Raw genomic sequence first — 18502 nt, 5'->3', positions numbered from 1 at the left:
GGCGAACATGACCGACTACACCGCCATCGAGTCCACCGCGGCACAGCAGCAGCCGGCCGGCGGGCTGATCGTCCGCACCCTCGAGACCCCATCGCTCGGGGACCGCACCTACGTGGTCCACGACGGCGAGGTCGCCTTCGTGGTCGACCCTCAGCGCGACATCGACCGGGTGCTGGAAGTGCTCGAGGCCGACGGCGTCCGACTGACCCACGTCTTCGAGACCCACATCCACAACGACTACGTCACCGGCGGCCTGGCACTCGCGCAGGCGACCGGCGCGGCGTACCTGGTCAACGGCGCGGACGAGGTGTCCTTCGACCGCACTCCGATCACCGACGACGAGGTCGTCGAGGTCGGCGACCGGATGCGTGTCCGCGCGATCGCCACTCCCGGTCACACCTTCACACACCTGTCCTACGAGCTCTCGGTCCAAGGGCCTGACCGCGAGGAGCCGTACGCCGCGTTCACCGGCGGCTCGCTGCTCTACGGCGCCACCGGCCGGCCCGACCTGCTCGGCAAGGAGCACACCGACGCCCTGGTGCGCCACCAGCACGCGTCGGCACACAAGCTCGCCGAGCAACTGCCTGACGAGGCGGAGATCTACCCCACCCACGGGTTCGGGTCCTTCTGCTCGGCCACGCAGTCCGAAGCCACCGCTTCGACGATCGGCGACGAGAAGCGCACGAATCCGGTGCTGACCCAGGACGAGGAGACCTACGTCCGCGAGCTGCTGAGCGGCCTCGCCGCCTGGCCGGCGTACTACGCGCACATGGGACCCGCCAACGCGGCCGGCCCATCCGCACCCGACCTCTCCCCGGTGCAGGAGGCCGACGCGACCGAGCTGCGGCGCAGGATCGAGGCGGGCGAGTGGGTGGTGGACCTGCGCAACCGCAAGGCCTTCGCCGCCGGTCACTCCCCCGGCACCTTCAACTTCGGGCTGGACGGTGGCTTCTCGACCTACCTGGGCTGGCTGATCGAGTGGGGCACGCCCGTGACCCTGCTCGGCGAGACACCCGAGGACGTGGCCACCGCCCAGCGCGAGCTGGTCCGGATCGGCATCGACCGGCCCGCAGCCCAGGCCACCGGCGGACCGCAGGACTGGACCGACGGCGAGCTCGGCAGCTTCCCCACCGCCACCTTCGCCGACCTGGCGCAGGTGCGCCACCACCGCGACGTCGCCGTGCTCGACGTACGCCGCTCGGACGAGTACGAGGCCGAAGCGATCGAAGGAGCGGTCAACATCCCGATCCACGAGCTGCCCCGCCGGGTCGGCGACGTGCCGGCCGGGGAGGTGTGGGTGCACTGCGCCGGCGGCTACCGCGCCTCGGTCGCCGCCTCGTTCATTGCCGCCGCCGGCCGTACTCCGGTCGCGATCGACGACTCCTTCGAGAACGCCGAGAAGGTGGGTCTGCACCTCGTGAGCCGACAGGGCGACGGCGCCTGAGATGACCCTGCTCCTCGCCGTCGCCGCCGGCGCGCTCATCGGCCTGTCTCTGGGCGCACTCGGTGGCGGCGGTTCGATCCTGGCGGTGCCGGTGCTGGTGTATCTGCTCGGCCAGTCCGCTCCCCAGGCGACCACCGGATCGCTGGTGGTCGTCGGCGTCACCTCGCTCATCGGGGCGATCGCCGCACATCGGGCCGGCAACGTACTGCTCGGCCGCGGCCTGGTCTTCGGCTTGATCGCGATCGGCGGAGCGGTGGTGGGGTCAGCGGCGTCCGACCGGGTCCCCGAGAACGTCCTGTTGGCCGCGTTCGCCGCCCTGATGCTGCTGGTCGGCGGAATGCTGGCCTGGCGCCAGCTACGTCACGGTCGGGGAGGCCGCCACCGGCCCGCCGCGCGACCCGCCTTGGACGACCCGATCATCACGTTCAGCCCGAAGTTCGCCTGCCAGTGCCCCCGGGCGCTCAAGGTGCTGGTGACGGCGACGGTCGTCGGGGCACTGACCGGCTTTCTGGGCGTGGGCGGCGGCTTCCTCGTCGTACCCGCTCTACTGATCGCCCTCGCGCTGCCCATGGAGTACGCCGCCGGCACGTCCCTGGTGGTCATCACCATCACCAGCACCGCAGCACTGGTCGTCCGGGCCGGTTCCGGCGCCCAGCCGGACTGGATCCCCGTCGCCGTCCTCACCGCGACGTCGGCGGCAGCTGCCGTCGCAGGGGCACGCCTCGCCGACCGTGTCGACACCGACTGGCTACGGACCGTCTTCACCGTCCTGGTCCTCGGCGTCGCCGTCTATACCGCCGCCCAGGCAGTGCCCGCGCTCCTATGACCTGCGCGCGCCTCCGACCTTTCAGCTGCTCGCCGTCCACGCAGGACTCGCTCGCTGCCCCGCGGGCTAGGGCGACTCGGCCAACAGCCCGGCGAGGTGGTTGGTGAAGGTCGTCTTCAAGCCCTGAGTCCCGGGCGGCCGAGCCTCAGCCCGACGCCGAGCGCAGCGCGGCGAGGAGAGGCGCGGCCGCCTCGGTCAGGAACTGGTCGTTCGTCGACCCGTCCACCTGGACGAGAGCCACATCGGTGAACCCGGCCTCCCAGAAGGGCCGGATCCCGTCCGTGATCGCGTCGAGGTCGGGGCCGCACGGGATCGACGAGGCGACGTCCTCGTGGCGCACGAACTGCGAGGCGGCAGCGAAGCTCGCCGTGGTCGGAAGCTCGCTGTTGACCGCCCAGCCACCGCCGAACCAGCGGAACTGGTCGTGGGCCCGTCGTGTCGCTGCTTCGGCGTCCGCGGGGTCCCAGCTGATCGGGATCTGGCCGATGGCTCGGTTGCCACCGGCTCCGACTCTCGGCGCCTCCGCCACGTTGTTCCACCCCGCCACCAGATCCGCATCGGGCTCTACGGCGATCAGGTGGTCGGCCATGGCGGCGCAGCGCTTGGAGACCTCGGGCCCGCCGATCGCCAGCCCGACAGGAACCCGGGTGCTGGGAAGGTCCCAGAGCCGAGCGGCATCGACCTGGAAGTGCTCGCCCCGGTAGTCGACGAGATCGCCGTCGAAGAGCGCGGAGATGATCTCCATCGCCTCGGCGAGCATCTCATGCCTGGTGTGCACGGCCGGCCAGCCGGCACCCACGACGTGCTCGTTGAGATTCTCTCCACTGCCGAGTCCGAGGGTGAACCGGCCGTCGGAGAGATCCTGCACGGTGGCAGCCTTCTGGGCCACCACGGCGGGGTGGTAGCGCATCGTCGGGCAGGTCACGTAGGTCATCAGCGGGATCCGCTGCGTGGCCTGCGCGACTGCGCCCAGCACGCTCCATGCGTACGGCGCGTGCCCCTGCTCGACCAGCCATGGCGAGTAGTGGTCGCTCATCACGAGGAAGTCGAAACCCGCCTCCTCGGCAGCGACGGCGTGGCGCACGAGGTCTTTCGGGCCCGCCTGTTCGGTCATCAGTGTGTATCCGAATGCAACCATGCCGAAGGCGGTACCCGACGTGGCGGCGGGCATTCCCCGACGTCAGGTGAGCTGCGGGAACACCGCCGCGGCCGTGGAGACACGGACAACGTCACGGAGGAACCGGGGGCCGACGCGGCGGTCACCAGCGGAGCGGATGCGCTTGACGAGCTTGCTCTGAAAGCGGTCGATCTCCTTCTGCTCCAGCGCCACCCAATGGTCGCTCGTACGCCGGTGGGGATCGATATCGAAGCGCTCGTCGATCGACTCGGCAACCGTGGCCAGGGTGGTCGGGAACACGTCGAGGAGCCGCACCGGTTCGCCGTCGACGAGCGGAAGGCACTTCATAGACCGTGGTCGCGAGAAGTCCGGGTGGGACACGGTTGCAGGGACGACCAGGCCGGTTCGGGCGAGCTCGAGATCGATGAAGTCATCGCTGCACCACTCCAGCCGCTTCGGCACGACCACCGTCACGGTGACATCTCGCAGCCGCTCGGGGGACACCTCGACACCGTCGACGGTCACGCCGCCCGGACCCCGTCCCGCGCTGATCTCGAGCAGCGCGTCGGCGACGGGGATCACGAAGTTCCTCGCGTAGCCCGCGGCCAGGGCGTTGGCCACCGAGATCTGGGTCAGCGGCGCTTTGAAGAAGGTCGTCACCGGGTTGGCCGTCGGGTTCTCGCCCAGCGCCTCGAAGATCGACCGCACCGAGAGCAGGCGCTGCTCGACGGTGCGTCTGGACGCCTCGACGTCGTCCAGGTCGAGGTCGAGCACGTCGAAGATGCGTCCGGCCGGCAATTTCGTGCTCCGCTCCTGGATGACGACGTCCGGAGTGCCGAGACCCTGAGCGACCGTGAGCTCGTAGACGACCGCCGGATCTGCGTCGGTGATGTCGGCGATGACGACGTCGGCGAGCTCGAGCTGCTTGAGATCCTCGCCCCGCATTCCCGACGGCTCCGAGACGTAGAGGGAGAGGTTCAGCTGCTCCAGCACGGGCCGCAGGATCCGCTCACGGACGATGTCGCGCTGGGTCTCGGTGGTGCTGCTCGGCTGCAGCAGGACACAGCGACCGCGCGTCGGTCTCACCGCGGCGCCGACGAGTTCTTCCCAGTAGTCGACGATCCGGGCAAGCGGCATCGCGAACGCCTGTCGGCCGCCCTCGGCCTCGACCTGGATGCCGATAACCGCACCGGCGAGGTCGCTGTAGACCGCGGCGCCGCTGAATCCGGTGACCGCCAGGGTCGTCGTCTCGTACTGGAAGTAGTAGGCCCACGAGCTGCTGGTGCGCAGGTAGTTCCCGGCAGGTGTCAGTACGCCGGTGCCGCCGCTCTGCGCGTTGCGGAGGTTGTCGCCGTAGCCACGCGCGCGCACCAGTCCGTCGGCCTGCGTCACGAGGGTGAACGGCAGCGGGCGCCGACCGTTCGGGCGGTCGAGCCTCAGCACCGCAAAGTCCAACGCGGCGGGCTTGTCGTGGACCGGCTGGATCACGAACGTCGCACGCTCGTCGGTCTCGGCATCGGGGAACCTCACCCACACCTCACCCTGCGAGGCGAGGGGTGCGACCACGTGGCCCGCGGTCAGGAGATGGCCCTCGTCGGTGCCCAGCCAGGCAGTGCCGATCGTACGTCCGTCCTTGCTCGCCCGGACGGCGCAGGTCGCCTGCGCGAGCAGCTCGCCGACGCTCATCAGGATCGGTCGAAGTCCCAGGTCAACGTGGCTTTCACCGACCCTTGACCCTGCGCTTTCATGACCCACACGTCGGCGCCGCTGGTGAACGAGAACGCGAGCTCCAGCGAGACCGAGCAGGGCCCGTCAGGGGATGACGCGAGCGCGCTGCCGAGATCCGCCGAGACGTCCTGGAGCATCCGCTTGAGCGATCCGTAGGCGTCCTCGAGCCGGCTGCTGGTCTCGGTGGTGCCGAACTCGTCGCCGGACCTGTCGATCCCTCCGCCGGGCCCGTCGTCCGACGACTCGATCAGGATGGTCGACGTACCGATCTGAACCGGCGTGTAATCCAACGCGTCCTCCTCGTGATTCGAACCCCGCAACCGTAGGGGAACCGGGAGGGACGCGTGAGTGGTTTCGACGAGCCTCCCAGTACGGTTGGCGCGTGATCGACGTACCTGCCGGTGGCACCATCAAGATCGGCGCTCCCAGCCTGGTGCTTCTCATCGGTCCGTCGGGATCGGGGAAGTCGACCTTCGCCAAGCACGTCTTCGGGCCGTACGAGGTCATCTCCAGCGACCACTGCCGGGCCCTCATCGCGGACTCCGAGGCGGATCAGTCGGTCACACCGCAGGCCTTCGAGCTCGTCCGCTACATCGCGCAGGCACGCCTGGAGGCCGGTCGGATCGCGGTCATCGACGCCACCAACGTCCATGGGAGTGCCCGTCGCCGCAACCTCGACCTTGCCGAGAAGCTCGGCGTCGAGACAGTCGCCATCGCTCTCGACGTCTCGCTCGAGGACTGCCTGGCACGCAACACCTCACGCCACGGACGCGTCGTCCCCGAACGCGCAATCCGTGGTCAGCGGGCCGACATGGACGCCTCTCTGGCCAGCCTCGACGGCGAGGGCTTCAGCCGGGTATACCGCCTCGACGTGCCCGCGATGGCCTCGGTTTCGGTGGTCCGCCAGCAGGAATGACGCGGTCGGACTCGCTCGGTTCCTGCGCCTACTCGCCGGCGGCGAGGTAGTCGCGGAGGCCCAGAGGCTCCCGACCGGTGAGCGTGGCTACAGCACTGCTGACGCCGTCGAGCTGCCCTGCGGCGATCGCGGTGTAGGTGGAGACCCAGGCGTCGTACTGCCAGTCGGGCGCCTCCCACCGGCGACGCGACGCGTAGGCCTCTTCGACCGTCTCGTCGTGATAGCGCACCTCTCTCCCGAGATGCTCGGCGAGGATGTCGGCTGCCTCGCTCATCGTGAGCGACTCGGGTCCGGTGAGGTCGTAGGTGAGCCCTCGGTGATGGTGTGGCGCCGTGAGCGCCGCCACGGCCGAGCGCGCGACGTCGGCGCGCGCGACCGGCGCGAAGCGCCCCTCGGCTGCCGGCCCCCGGATGACACCGTCCTCACCGACCAGGGCGGGGAGGAAGTCGAGGTAGAAGTTGTCACGGAGCAGGGTGTAGCCCATGCCGCTCGCCTTGATCCGCTCCTCGGTCGCGAAGTGGTCGCGCGCGAGCGTGAAGACGGCATCCGGCGCAGCGCCGAAGAAGGACGTGTAGACGATGTGCTCGACCCCGGCCGCCGCGACGGCGTCGACGAAGGTGAGGTGCTGCTCCAGGCGGTCCGCCGACTCGGCGGCCGAGACCATGAGCACGGTCTGAACGCCGTCGAGAGCCGCCACAGCGGCCTCTCGGTCGTCGTAGCTGACCGCGAACACGTCGGCTCCGGGGATCTCGGGGGCCCTGGCGGGGTCACGCACGAGAAGACGAAGATCGGTGGCGGAGCCTCCCAGCGCGCGAGCGACGAGGCCGCCGACGTAACCGGTCGCGCCGGTGACGGCGATGGTGGGCCGGGCCGTCATCGCGCCTCGTCCCGGAGCGCGGCCAGGGCCTCGTCGGCGTGGATCTCGGCCTTGAGCATCCCCTCGACGACAGCCTTGATCCGGCCGTCGGCGCCGATCGCGAAGGTCGTACGCTGCAGCGGTCCGAGCTTGCCGAGGATGCTCGGCTTCACGCCGTAGAGCCCGGCGACCGATCCGGAGGGATCGGAGAGGACGGGATAGTCGAGGTCGTGGTCGGCGGCGAAGCCGGCCTGCTTCTTCACGCTGTCCTTGCTGATCCCGAGCCGCTGGGCGCCGATCGCCTCGAACTCGCCGGCCAGGTCACGGAAGTGGCAGGCCTCCTTCGTGCACACCGGGGTCTCGGCGGCCGGGTAGAAGAAGAGCACGACGGGTCCCTTCTCGAGGAGCGAGGAGAGGACGACGGACGTACCGTCTTGGGCGGGGAGCGTGAAGTCGGGCGCGACGGCACCGGTCTCGAGCGGCATGGCGCCAACCTACTCCGCAGATCAGAAGCCACGCCCACGTACCCAACGCCGGGTACGCGCCGTTCGATGTGGTCGGTCTCCGAGGATTCGGACGTCGATGATCGCAACCCCCGGACGAAGGACGATCACGATGAAGACGCCGATGATCCCGTCGCAAGATGACCTGAAGGACGCCGGCTGCTGGTTCGACACCGACACGGCCGGTGGGCAGAGGATGACGGCGTTCAAGCGGGAGGCCAGGTGGCGACAGCATCGCTGGGCCGTCGACGAGCTCGGCATCGTCTCCTTCGGCAGCCACGCGGGGAGACGAGGCTTCGACGAGACCCCGGTGGAAGACATCCACAACGGCACGAAGCTCCTCGACGCCGACGCAGAGGCGGGCGCGAACTTCCTCACCCCTGAGATCCACCGGATCGCCCGGGCACGCGTGGAGGCGAAGCAGGATCACCAGACCCTCGACGCGAAGCGTCTGTATCGCGATCTGCTGTCGTCGATGCCGATGGCGTTCAACCTCTTCGGTGAGGCGTCTCTGCCGGAGAACCACGCCTCCCGGCACCAGCTCGCAGAGCTGTTCGGCGCGCCCTATGCCGAGACCTCGGCGATCCTCTTCGAATGGTCGCCGGGACGAGGCAGCGATCGCTACACCCGGGACCGCACCGCCTTCGACGTCGCGCTGGTGCTCGGACGGCCGACCGCGCCACTGACCGTGCTCGGCGTCGAGACGAAGTATCACGAACACGCCGTGAAGGAGCCCAAGCCGCCGCCCGACAAACCGGACGCCGTCGCAAGGCACGAGGAGCAGACCGAGTTCCTGATCGCCATCGCGGAGGCCTCCGGCGCGTTCAAGCCGGGTTGGCAGGACAAGGTCCTCGACACCGGCCTGCGCCAGATCTGGCGCGACCACCTCCTCGCGCTCTCGATGCGGAACCACCCCGACCAGTGGACGCCGCAGACCCGCCACGTCCTGCTCCACCCCGCTCGGAACGTGAGCTTCGCGCAGGCGGCTGCGGCGTACGCGGATCTTCTCGTCGACGGCGACACCTGCTTCTCGGCGCTCACCCTCGAGAAGACCGTGGACGCCGCGTTCGCCCATGGCGGGCCGATCAAGGAGGCTTTCGTACGCCGCTACCTGTGGTGAGGATGAGGCGAAACCCCGGACGCCGAGGGGTCGGCCACGGCACTATGTCGGGCATGCACGCCCGTCCGACCCTGCCGCTCGGCGTACGCCTCGGCTACGGCTCCGGCTCGGTGGCCACCGGCACCTTCGGCACCATCCCGGGCCTGATGCTGCTCCCCTACCTGACCGACACCCTCGGGATCGCAGCGCTGGCGGCCGGGTTCATCGTGTTCGCACCGAAGGCGTGGGATGTGGTGCTGAACCCGATCGCAGGCCGGATCAGCGACCGGACGGTGGATCCGCGGGGGCCGCGACGGCCCTGGTTGCGCCGGGCCGGGATCGCGCTGGCGGTGACCTTCGCGCTGCTCTTCGCGGCGCCGTCGATGGCCACCGGGCTCGAGGCCCTGTGGGTGCTGGTCCTGTTCCTGGCATGCGCGACGGCGTACGCGTTCTTCCAGGTGCCCTATGTCGCGATGCCCGCCGAGCTGACCGACTCGTACGACGAGCGGACCCGGCTGATGACCTGGCGGGTCGCGATCCTGGCGCTGACCATCCTGCTCGCCGGCGCCAGCGCGCCGATGATCCGCGACGCCGTCGGCGGCCGTGAGGGCTATCGGCTCATGGGCGTGGTGATGGCGGTGCTCATCCTGATCGGGGTCTTCAGTGCGTACGTCGGCACCCGACGGGCGCCGGTCCGCACCATCGAGCCGGGTGCGGGCAGCCTGCGCGACCAGCTGAGGATCGTGGCGGCGGCGCCCGACTTCCGCCGGCTGCTGATCACCTTCGTGATCCAGGCCGTGGCGTTCGGCGCGATGCTGGCTGGCGTCGACTACCTGGCCACGAACGTGCTCGGCCATGCGGGTGCGGCGACGGTGCTGTTCGTCTGCTTCGTGGGCCCCGCGCTGCTGCTCACGCCCGCGTGGGCGGCGCTCGGGGCCAGGGTCGGCAAGAAGAGCGGGTACGTCGCCGCCTCGGTCGTCCTCGCCGTCGGGGCCTTGGGCGCCTCGACCGCCCAGGTCGCCCCGGCCGCACTGGTCTATGCCGCGGTGGTCCTGGTCGGCGTCGGGTACGCCGGGTGCCAGGTCTTCCCGATGGCGATGCTCCCCGACGCGGCCGCCGTCGACGCCCGGCGCAGCGGCTCGAGCCGGATCGGCGTGTACACCGGCGTCTGGACCGCCGGTGAGACGCTCGGGCTGGCGCTCGGGCCCGGGGTCTACGCCGCCGTGCTCGCGATCGGCGGCTACCGTTCCTCGACCGGGAGCGACATCGCCCAGCCCGAATCGGCGCTGACCGCGATCACGCTCGGCTTCTCGGTGCTGCCGGCGCTCCTGGCCCTCCTCAGCCTGCTGTGGCTGAGGCGCTACACACTCACTGCCGACGACGTGGATGACAGCACCGATAGAGGAATGTGACCGGATGACCGACGCCCTGACCCAGCTCCGCTCGATGCAGACCGCCGACCTTCCCGTGCACGGCGGTCGCACCCTCGCCTACGTCTACGACTCCGGTCTGCCCGACATCGACCGGATCGGCCGTGAGGCGGTGGCTGCCTACGCAGGCTCCAACGGCCTGGACCCGACCGCGTTCCCCAGCCTGCTCCGGATGGAGACCGAGGTGGTCGGCATGACCGTCGACCTCCTCGAGGCCCCCGAGACCGTGGTCGGCACGGTCACCTCCGGTGGCACCGAGTCGGTGCTGCTCGCGGTGCAGACCGCACGCGACGCCCATCCCGGGATCGAGCGCCCGCGGATGGTGCTGCCGGCGACCGCGCACGCCGCCTTTCACAAGGCCGCCCACTACTTCGGGGTCGAGCCGGTGCTCGTCCCGGTCGGGCCCGACTTCCGAGCGGATGCGGCCGCGATGGCCGCGGCGATGGACGACCGCACCGTGCTCGTGGTCGCCTCGGCGCCGTCCTACGCGCATGGCGTCGTCGACCCGGTCACCGCGATCGCGGCGGCCGCCGCCGAGCGCGGGATCCGGTGCCATGTCGACGCCTGCATCGGCGGCTGGGTGCTGCCCTACGCGGCCCGGCTGGGCCGCGACGTACCGGCATGGACGTTCGCGGTCGAGGGCGTCACGTCGATCTCCGTGGACCTGCACAAGTACGCCTACGCCCCCAAGGGCACCTCGGTCCTGCTGCACCGCACCCCGCAGCTGCGCCGACCGCAGTTCTTCGCCTCGGCCGCGTGGCCGGGCTACACCATGCTCAACTCCACGATGCAGTCGACGAAGTCGGGCGGCCCGCTGGCCGGTGCCTGGGCGGTGATGCGCTCCTTGGGCGATGACGGCTACGAGCGGCTCACCCGCGACGTCTTCGATGCCGTGGACCGCATCCGCTCCGGGATCGGCGAGATACCCGAGCTGACCGAGGTCAGCGTTCCGGACTCCACGCTGATCGCGGTCAGGACGGACGCGACCTGTGACCCGTTCACGGTCTGCGACGAGATGGCGACCCGAGGCTGGTACGTCCAGCCGCAGATGTCCTACGCCGGCGCGCCCGCCACCATCCACCTGTCGGTGAGCGCCGCGACGCTGCCCCACGTACCGGAGTTCCTCGACGCTCTGGGCGAGGCGGTCGCGGCCGCCGTGGCCGCCGGCCCGGTCACGGTCGACCCCGGCGTGGCGGAGTTCATCGCGAGCCTCGACCCGCTCACCCTCTCGGACGACCATTTCGACGGCCTGTTGGTCGCCGCGGGTCTGATCGGCGCCGACACAGCAGGCGACCCTTCGACAAGGTCAGGACACCGCCTCGCGCTACCGCAGCAGATGGCCGAGGTCAATGCGATGCTCGACCTGGCCACCCCTGCGATGCGCGAGGCGCTTCTCGTCGCCTTCCTGGACCGGTTGACCCGGCCTAGATGATTGATGCGCGGTCTGACCGGCCGCTTCGCACTCGGCATCCGCGCTCGCGGCGTTGCCGCCTCTCGAAAGACACCCGGTATTCCTTCGAGGCGGCGCCTTGCGAGCGCGGCGCCGAGCGCGAATCGGCTCGCCCAGCCCTTGCATCAATCATCTAGTTGACCCGGCGCTTCCTCTTGGCCAGCAGCAGGATCACGGTGATCACGGCCGCGACGGCGATGCCGCTCCGGATCTGTACGTCTCGGGATCCAGCAGCCACCTGCGCCTGCTGCTTCACCTCGTGGACCTTGTCCTTGCTCCGCGTCTTGACGTCCAGCCGGGTGGCGAGCTCGTCGAGCGTGTCGGCGAGCTCGTGACGGGTGGAGTCCAGGTCGGCCTCGACAGCGGCGATGCCGGTGTCGTCATGGGTGTCGACGGGCCTCTCGACGGGCCTCTCGACGGGCCTGGTGGAGTCGTGCGTCATGGCGTCGTCCTCCTCGCGGTGTGGTCCGTGGGCCGGCCGTGCTGCTTGACGGCCTCGACGTCCCGCTTGATGTTCTCGGTGGCGCGTTCGGGCTTCATCGGAGCTCCCTCGGAGACCTCCTTCTTCCCGACCAGGGCCATGATGCCGGCGATGGCCAGGAGTACGACCCCGACCAGCAGCGCGGCGAGCCAGGCATCGAGCACCAGAGCCAGGGCCAGGATCGCCGAGGCGATCAGGACACCCACTCCGTACAGCGCCACCAGGCCGGCGGCACCGAAGACTCCGGCGCCCTTGCCGGTGTGCTTGGCCTTCTCCGTCAGCTCGAGGCGGGCGAGCTCGAACTCACCTCGGACGAGATGAGACATCTCTTCCGAGAGACGCGAGACGAGCTCACCCATCGATGCGTCGGTCTGATGGGTGGGGCCGGATTGATGGGTGGTCACGACTCCCACCCCCGCGGTGTCCCGGTCACCGGGTCAGCGGAGGCGGCCGGGCTCGGGGCGCTCGGCGTGGTCTGGTGCGACGGCGTCGAGCCCGTGGAGCTCGTGGAGCCTGTGGAGCTGCCGTTGTGGTTAGGCATCTTGTCCTGAGCGGCGTGCTTGGCGGTCTCTGCCTTCTCCTCGGCGACGACTCGGGCAGTGTGTGCCTTCTCCTGGACCCGCGGGTCGTTCCACAGACCCTGGGCCTTGGCGACGATGGCGTCGTACCGCTCGCGTCCAGCGCGGGCGCCGAGCAGGTAGCCGATGCCGAATGCAGTCAACAACGCTGGTTTCTTGAACATGTTGTTCCTCCTCATCGTTGTACGTCCGGCCGGTACCCAGATGAGGCGGGGAGATACACCGGGTCGGAGGTGAAGAGGACGAGCGCGAGCCCGGCGAGCTGGTTCTCGAGCGCCTCGCGGCTCGAGCGCGGCCGGCGCAGCGCCCAGTCGTAGACGATGGCGGTCACGGCGCCCACGAGCGCCAGCGCCGCGAAGCGCCAGTCGCGGTCGCGGATCTCGCCCCGGCGTACGGCTGCGGCGCACTCCGTGCTCACGATCTCGACCAGGGTCTCGCGATAGCCGAGGCGGAGCTTCTCGATGCGTGGGCTCGCGCCCATGATCTCCACGAACGCGATCCGGGCGACGCGGGTGTCCTTGAGCATCGGGTCGAGATAGGCCAGCACGGCTGCCGGCACCCGCTCGAAGATCGGCTCCCCGGCGGTGGCCCCCAACGAGGCCGCCACTCGCGCGTAGGAGTCGGCGGTGATCCGGTCGTAGAGATCGACGAAGAGGTCCTCCTTGCCGGGATAGAGCTCGTAGAAGTGCCGCGTCGACACCTTCGAGGCGGCGCACATGCCCGGGATCGTGCTCGCCGCGTAGCCCTTCGTGCCGATGATCTCCTTGGCGGCCGCGAGGAGCCGCTGGCGGCGCTGGGCATCACGCTCCTCGCGGGTCAGCCCACCGTAGGAGCGGCCCTTCTGCGCCATCAGCCGGGCGACCCGACCGAGCAGACGAACGGGGCGGCGTTCGCCGGGTCGAGCGCGTTCTCGACCATGTGCCAGACATTGGTGTCGTACGCCTCGCCGATGTGGCCGACCGGGTCGAGCGGGCAGAGGTCCTGCACGTAGGTGTTGGTGACCCCCGGCTCGCGCACGAAGGCGGTCTCAGGCGGCGTGACGAGCTCGTCGTACCTCGACTGGATGATCGTGTACGTCACGCCGGCCTGTGCGATCGGGCCGTTCGTCAGAGTGCGTACGGCGCTGCCGTCGGTGACCAGCTGGGTGCAGGCGATGCAGCCGAAGGCGGTCAGGACTCGCCCGGCCAGCTCGTCGGCGCCCAGGGCCATCCCGAGACGGTAGAGGCCGGCGAACGTGGTGCCATGGGTCGGCGGCGCGATGGCGACGACCTTGTCGATCCGGTCGGAGATGCCCTGCGTCTTGGTGACGTAGAGCGTCTGGAAGCCTCCTTCGGAGTGGCCGACCAGGTCGACCTTCGCCGCGCCGGTCTGCGCCAGCACATCCTGGATGAACGCCTTGATCTGCCCTGCCGACCTGCCGATGTCCGCGACCCCGCCGACGAACGGGCCGTAGACGCCGGTGCCGTAGGTCAGGCTGTAGGTGCAGTAGCCCTGCGCCGCAACGTCGGCCTGGAGGACGTTGAGGTCCTCGTCCTTGTTGGCACCCAGGCCGTGCAGGAAGACGACCGGGTTGGGGTGGGCGGCCGACGGCCGGCACGCGGCGTCGTTGACGCCTCCCGCCGCCTGCGCCGGTGGGGCGATCAGCAGGGTCGAGGCCGCGAGCAGCAGCACGATGGCACGAATGACGGCAGAACGCTTGACCATGACAGACCGCTCTCTCCAGGCGAACCGGACACATCCGAACCTAGGGCCGACCCACGTATTTGACAATACGCATTTTCAGATGGAGCTCTCCTTGGCGCTCCGTCCGGCCCCGTCGGATCCGCCAGGGGTGTCTCCCCCAGCGAGCCGGCTGGTCCACTCCCGCATCACGGCGGGGTCGGTCGGACGGGTGGGCAGGCTGACGACGACGTACGCCACGGCGCTGGCGGTGAGCCCCGCGTAGACCGGCTCGTTGGCGAGCACGTCGCCGACGATCGCCATCGTCCCCAACGTGGCGAGGGTGCCGGCGACCATCGCGACCACCGCTGCGGCGCCGGTGGCGCGGCGCCACAGGAAGCCGCCCAGGATCGGCACCAGCAGACCGCCGACGAGGATGTCGTAGGCGATAGTCAGCGCGGAGACGACATCGCCGAGCAGCGAGGCGATGACGACGACGATGGCCCCGATCGCGACGACGTAGATCCGGTTGGCGAGCACGTCGTGCTCGGGATTCTCCGCCTGGTCCTGGATCCGCGCCGGGTTGCGTCCGAGCAGCCGGGCGATCATCGGCTGAACGTCGGTTCGAGCGACCGTCGCCGTCGCGATCAGGGCGCCCGAGGCGGTCGACATCATCGCGGCGACCGCGGCGGCGAGCACCAGACCGCTGACGCCGACCGGGAGGATCGACTCGGCGACGGTGGCGTAGACGTCGTTGCGGTCCTCGACGGTGACGAAGGTGGAGGCAGCGGCGCCGATCAGCGCGCCGGCCACGCCGTAGACCAGGCAGTAGACCCCGGCCGCGGTGCCGCCCCAGCGGGCCACCTGCGGCGAGCGGGCGGTGAAGACCCGCTGCCAGATGTCCTGCCCGATCAGCATGCCGAAGGTGTAGACGACGACGTAGGTGATGATGGTCCCGGTGCCGATCGCGCCGAGGTCGAAGACGGAGTCAGCGGCCCGCGCCCTGATGCCGTCCAGGCCACCGGCGTGGTTCCAGGTGAAGGGCAGCAGCAGGAGGAAGATGCCGATGGTCTGCAGCGTGAACTGGACCATGTCGGTCAGGGTGATCGACCACATCCCGCCGATGGTGGAGTAGGCCACCACGATGACGCCGCCGATCAGGACGGAGACGACCCGGTCGGTGCCGAAGAGGACGTTGAACACGGTCGCGTACGCCATCGTGGAGGTGACCGCGAGCATCAGCGTGTAGGCCATCATGACGACACCCGAGGCCGCGGTCGCGCCCACGCCGTAGCGCAGGGCAAGCATCTGGGCGACGGTGAAGATCCGCAGCCGCTGGATCTTGCCGGCGAACACCAGGCTCAGCGCCAGGACGCCGAGTGCGATCGCCGTGACCAGCCAGGCGCCGGAGAGTCCGAACTCGTAGCCGAGGGCGACCCCGCCGACGGTCGAGGCGCCGCCGAGGACGAGCGCGGACAGGGTGCCGGTGTAGAGAACCGGGCCGAGCCGGCGGCCGGCGACGAGGAAGTCGGAGCTGTCCTTCGTGCGGCTCTTGCCCCACCAGCCGAAGGCGACCATGGCGGCGAGATAGATGACGATGATGGTGAGATCCATGAGGGGGCTCCCGGTGAGATGGGCGGAGTCAGATGGGCGCGGTCAGGTGGCGGAGAACATGCGAAGGGTCGTCGGCAGGACCACGACCGCGGGTCCGCTGGTCGTGAAGGTGCCGGCGACGATCTCCCCGACTGTCTCGGGAGTCGCGGCGTGGACGGGGATGCCGAACGCCTCGGCCAGGAGAACGAAGTCCGGCCGGGTGAGCTCGGTGGCGGTGGCGGCGCCGAAGGCCCCGGTCATGTACTCGCGCAGGATCCCGTAGCCGCCGTCGTCGATCACCAGCCAGGTGACCTCGGCGTCGTGCTGACGAGCGGTGGCGAGCTCGGCGATGGAGTACATCGCGCCGCCGTCGCCGGAGACCGCGAACGTACGCCGCCCGGCCCCGACCGCCGCGCCGATCGCTGCGGGGAAGGACAGACCGAGGCCGCCGGAGGCCTGCGCGGTGTGGAAGCCACCGGTGCGCGGATCCCAGGCCGACCAGGCCCAGTACGCCGCGATGGTCATGTCCCAGAAGGTCTCGGCGTCGTCGGGCACCGCGGCGCGCAGGTCCGCGAGGAGCCGCTGCTCCGCGGCGAGTTCCTGGCCGTCGAGCCTGGTCCGGACCCTGGTGAGCAGGTTCTCGGCGACGCTCGCGCCGGACCGCGCCTGGTCGGCCCTGCGGCGACCTTCCGGGCCGACCTCCTCGGCGAGGGCGACCAGCGCCGCGGCGGCGTCGGCGTGGACGCCGAGGACGTCGTGGTTGGAGCCGAGCACCCGAGCCTCGGCGTCGACCTGGATCACCCGGCCACGCGGGGCGAAGGTGCCGTAGTTGCTGGTCACCTCGCCGAACGATGTGCCGATCGCGAGCAGGACGTCGGCGTCCTCGAGCAGGTCGGTGGTGTGCCGGTCCTCGATCCACGCGCCTGCGCTCAACGGGTGAGCGAGCGGGATCGAGCCGTTGCCGCCGGAGGTCGAGACCACTGGCGAGTCGAGGAGCTCGGCGAGGGCGACCATCGCCCCCGAGGCTCCGGCGGAGCGGCGTACGCCTCCCCCGGCGAGGATCACCGGGCGCTCCGCTGCGGTGAGCAGACGGGCGGCCTCGACGACCACCTCGGGCCGGGGACGTCGCGGTGCGGGCACCGTCGCGACGAGCCCCGTCACCGGCGGCGCCGTGACCTCTTCGAGGAGCACGTCCTGCGGGATCTCGACCCACACCGGTCCGGCCGAGGCCTCCTGGGCGGTGGCCCACGCATCGGCGAGCACCCCGGGGATGGCCGCCGCGTCACGGACGGTGGCGGTGGACTTGGTGACGTTGCGGGCGCTGGCCCGCTGGTCGTCGAGCTGGTGCAGATAGCCCTTGCGGGCACCGCCGAGCCCGTCTCGTGGGATCTGGCTGGTGATCATGAGGACCGGGACGCAGGCGGCGTACGCCTCCTGGAGCGCTCCCAGCGCCGTGAGCGCTCCCGGCCCGGTGGAGCAGAACACCACGCCGACCTGACCGGTCGTACGGGCGTAGCCGTCGGCGGCGAAGACGGAGTTGTTCTCCACCCGGGAGGAGACGAAGCTCAGGTCGCTGCGTCGGATGGCGTCGAAGAGACCGAGCGCGTGCTGGCCCGGGATGCCGAACACGTGGGTCGCACCGAGAGCAGTGAGGCTCTCGACGGTGACGTCGCCGCCGTTGCGCGCCATCACGCCTGGCCCCCGTGACGCATCGCGAGCAGCGAGACCAGGTCGTAGGCCACGTGAGAGGCCGCGACTCCGGTCAGCTCTGCATGGTCGTACGCCGGGGCCACCTCGACCACGTCGGCGCCGATCAGGTTCAGGCCCACGAAGCCGCGCAGGATCTCGAGCAGCTCGCGCGAGGTGAGGCCGCCGGCTTCAGGGGTGCCGGTGCCGGGGGCGTGCGCCGGGTCGAGGACGTCGATGTCGACCGAGACATAGACGGGCCGGTTGCCGACCCGCTTCCTGATCTTCTCGACGACCTCGTCGACGCCCTGGCGGAAGACGTCGGAGGAGGTGACGATCCCGAAGCCGAAGCGACGGTCGTCCTCGAGGTCCTTCTTGCCGTAGAGGGGTCCGCGGGTGCCGACGTGACACAGTGCCTCGGTGTCGAGGATGCCCTCCTCGACTGCCCGCCGAAACGGGGTGCCGTGGGTGTACTCGGCGCCGAAGTAGGTGTCCCAGGTGTCCAGGTGAGCGTCGAAGTGCACCAACGCGACGGGGCCGTGCCGCTCGGCGGCGGCCCGCAGCAGCGGCAGGGCGATGGTGTGGTCGCCACCGATCGTCACCAGTCGGGTGCCGCCGGCGGTGAGCTCGAGCGCCGAGGCCTGCACCGTGTCCAGCGCCTCCCGGATGTGGAACGGGTTCGCCGCGATGTCCCCTGCGTCGACGACCTGAGCCGTCGCGAACGGCGAGATGTCCAGCGCCGGGTTGTACGGGCGCAGCAGCCGGGACGACTCACGCACGTGCGACGGGCCGAACCGGGCACCTGGCCGGTAGGAGACTCCGGTGTCGAACGGGACGCCGACGACGGCGATATCGGCCTGCTCCACCTCGTCGAGGCGGGGCAGCCGCGCGAAGGTCGCGAAGCCGGCGTAGCGGGGGTTCTTGGAGGCGTCGACTGGGCCGACGGGCATGAGGGTTCTCCTTCGGTGGTGCGGCATCTCGTCTGTGAACCGACTGAGATCTGCGTCACTCTAAGATCGCCCGAGGCGCCGCCGCAAACGTTTCGCTCTTCACATGTCCGTCAGAACTGTTGATATGCCGCTGATTCCAGTTGAATCCGTCATAATCACACTCATCCACCGCCCTTGACCATCGAT

General features: G+C 70.1%; 19 protein-coding genes. 6 read left to right on the top strand and 13 right to left on the bottom strand.

The window, feature by feature from the left end:
- The first annotated feature begins 7 nt into the window (after window positions 1–7).
- Entirely contained in the window at window positions 8–1444 is a 1437-nt protein-coding gene (locus tag ABZZ22_RS00150) for an MBL fold metallo-hydrolase (protein WP_354925426.1), read from the top strand.
- Window position 1445: 1 nt separating this feature from the next.
- Window positions 1446–2270, top strand: coding sequence for a sulfite exporter TauE/SafE family protein (locus ABZZ22_RS00145; RefSeq protein ID WP_354925423.1), 825 nt, complete (start codon window positions 1446–1448; stop codon window positions 2268–2270).
- Window positions 2271–2415: 145 nt separating this feature from the next.
- Here the strand turns inward: ABZZ22_RS00145 and ABZZ22_RS00140 are convergent, their stop codons facing one another.
- The 3 genes from ABZZ22_RS00140 to ABZZ22_RS00130 are packed head-to-tail and all read right to left on the bottom strand — an operon-like array spanning window position 2416 to window position 5405.
- On the bottom strand, window positions 2416–3408 hold the full coding sequence (locus ABZZ22_RS00140) for a TIGR03557 family F420-dependent LLM class oxidoreductase (RefSeq protein ID WP_354925420.1): 993 nt from the start codon (window positions 3406–3408) through the stop codon (window positions 2416–2418).
- 42 nt (window positions 3409–3450) lie between these two features.
- On the bottom strand, window positions 3451–5073 hold the full coding sequence (locus tag ABZZ22_RS00135) for an STING domain-containing protein (RefSeq protein WP_354925417.1): 1623 nt from the start codon (window positions 5071–5073) through the stop codon (window positions 3451–3453).
- The gene (locus ABZZ22_RS00130; protein WP_354925414.1) at window positions 5073–5405 is read right to left on the bottom strand and encodes a CU044_2847 family protein; all 333 of its coding nucleotides are present in this window, start codon (window positions 5403–5405) and stop codon (window positions 5073–5075) included. The genes ABZZ22_RS00135 and ABZZ22_RS00130 overlap by 1 nt, the downstream gene beginning before the upstream one ends.
- Before the next feature lie 92 nt (window positions 5406–5497).
- Between ABZZ22_RS00130 and ABZZ22_RS00125 the strand changes: the two genes are divergently transcribed.
- Window positions 5498–6031, top strand: a complete 534-nt coding sequence (locus ABZZ22_RS00125; protein WP_354925411.1) for an AAA family ATPase — start codon at window positions 5498–5500, stop codon at window positions 6029–6031.
- A gap of 28 nt (window positions 6032–6059) precedes the next feature.
- Here the strand turns inward: ABZZ22_RS00125 and ABZZ22_RS00120 are convergent, their stop codons facing one another.
- Both ABZZ22_RS00120 and ABZZ22_RS00115 read right to left on the bottom strand, forming a co-directional pair.
- A complete protein-coding gene (locus ABZZ22_RS00120; protein WP_354925408.1) occupies window positions 6060–6908 on the bottom strand; it encodes an SDR family oxidoreductase in 849 nt (282 codons plus the stop codon).
- Window positions 6905–7372 carry a peroxiredoxin gene (locus ABZZ22_RS00115; protein WP_354925405.1) on the bottom strand — a complete coding sequence of 156 codons (468 nt, stop codon included), beginning with the start codon at window positions 7370–7372 and terminating at the stop codon, window positions 6905–6907. Before ABZZ22_RS00115 ends, ABZZ22_RS00120 begins: the two co-directional genes overlap by 4 nt.
- A 97-nt stretch (window positions 7373–7469) precedes the next feature.
- On the opposite strand from ABZZ22_RS00115, the gene ABZZ22_RS00110 reads away from it, so the two are divergent.
- Genes ABZZ22_RS00110 through ABZZ22_RS00100 form a run of 3 tightly spaced genes read left to right on the top strand, consistent with a single transcriptional unit; the run spans window position 7470 to window position 11351 of the window.
- Window positions 7470–8510 carry a hypothetical protein gene (locus ABZZ22_RS00110; RefSeq protein ID WP_354925402.1) on the top strand — a complete coding sequence of 347 codons (1041 nt, stop codon included), beginning with the start codon at window positions 7470–7472 and terminating at the stop codon, window positions 8508–8510.
- 53 nt (window positions 8511–8563) lie between these two features.
- The gene (locus ABZZ22_RS00105; protein ID WP_354925399.1) at window positions 8564–9901 is read left to right on the top strand and encodes an MFS transporter; all 1338 of its coding nucleotides are present in this window, start codon (window positions 8564–8566) and stop codon (window positions 9899–9901) included.
- 4 nt (window positions 9902–9905) lie between these two features.
- Window positions 9906–11351 (top strand): aminotransferase class V-fold PLP-dependent enzyme, encoded by a 1446-nt coding sequence (locus ABZZ22_RS00100; RefSeq protein ID WP_354925396.1) that lies wholly within the window; start codon window positions 9906–9908, stop codon window positions 11349–11351.
- A 151-nt stretch (window positions 11352–11502) separates the two neighbouring features.
- On the opposite strand, the gene ABZZ22_RS00095 is transcribed toward ABZZ22_RS00100, so the two are convergent.
- The 8 genes from ABZZ22_RS00095 to speB all read right to left on the bottom strand — a co-directional run bounded on the left by ABZZ22_RS00095 (window position 11503) and on the right by speB (window position 18316).
- Window positions 11503–11811: a DUF3618 domain-containing protein gene (locus tag ABZZ22_RS00095; RefSeq protein WP_354925393.1), complete on the bottom strand. Its 309-nt coding sequence runs from the start codon at window positions 11809–11811 to the stop codon at window positions 11503–11505.
- On the bottom strand, window positions 11808–12254 hold the full coding sequence (locus ABZZ22_RS00090) for a phage holin family protein (RefSeq protein ID WP_354925390.1): 447 nt from the start codon (window positions 12252–12254) through the stop codon (window positions 11808–11810). The genes ABZZ22_RS00095 and ABZZ22_RS00090 overlap by 4 nt, the downstream gene beginning before the upstream one ends.
- A complete protein-coding gene (locus ABZZ22_RS00085; protein ID WP_354925387.1) occupies window positions 12251–12592 on the bottom strand; it encodes a hypothetical protein in 342 nt (113 codons plus the stop codon). Before ABZZ22_RS00085 ends, ABZZ22_RS00090 begins: the two co-directional genes overlap by 4 nt.
- Before the next feature lie 11 nt (window positions 12593–12603).
- A complete protein-coding gene (locus ABZZ22_RS00080; protein WP_354925384.1) occupies window positions 12604–13278 on the bottom strand; it encodes a TetR/AcrR family transcriptional regulator in 675 nt (224 codons plus the stop codon).
- Entirely contained in the window at window positions 13278–14132 is an 855-nt protein-coding gene (locus tag ABZZ22_RS00075; RefSeq protein WP_354925381.1) for an alpha/beta fold hydrolase, read from the bottom strand. The genes ABZZ22_RS00080 and ABZZ22_RS00075 overlap by 1 nt, the downstream gene beginning before the upstream one ends.
- A 75-nt stretch (window positions 14133–14207) precedes the next feature.
- A complete protein-coding gene (locus tag ABZZ22_RS00070; RefSeq protein ID WP_354925378.1) occupies window positions 14208–15701 on the bottom strand; it encodes a sodium:solute symporter in 1494 nt (497 codons plus the stop codon).
- Window positions 15702–15743: 42 nt separating this feature from the next.
- Entirely contained in the window at window positions 15744–17369 is a 1626-nt protein-coding gene (locus ABZZ22_RS00065) for a thiamine pyrophosphate-binding protein (protein ID WP_354925375.1), read from the bottom strand.
- Entirely contained in the window at window positions 17369–18316 is a 948-nt protein-coding gene (gene speB / locus ABZZ22_RS00060) for an agmatinase (RefSeq protein WP_354925372.1), read from the bottom strand. The genes ABZZ22_RS00065 and speB overlap by 1 nt, the downstream gene beginning before the upstream one ends.
- Window positions 18317–18502 lie beyond the last annotated feature (186 nt).

Origin of the sequence: Nocardioides sp. NPDC006273 (assembly GCF_040613495.1) — a bacterium.
Lineage (GTDB): Bacteria > Actinomycetota > Actinomycetes > Propionibacteriales > Nocardioidaceae > Nocardioides.
The sequence above is the reverse complement of the archived record's forward strand: the minus strand, read 5'-3'. Positions and strand labels throughout refer to the sequence as shown.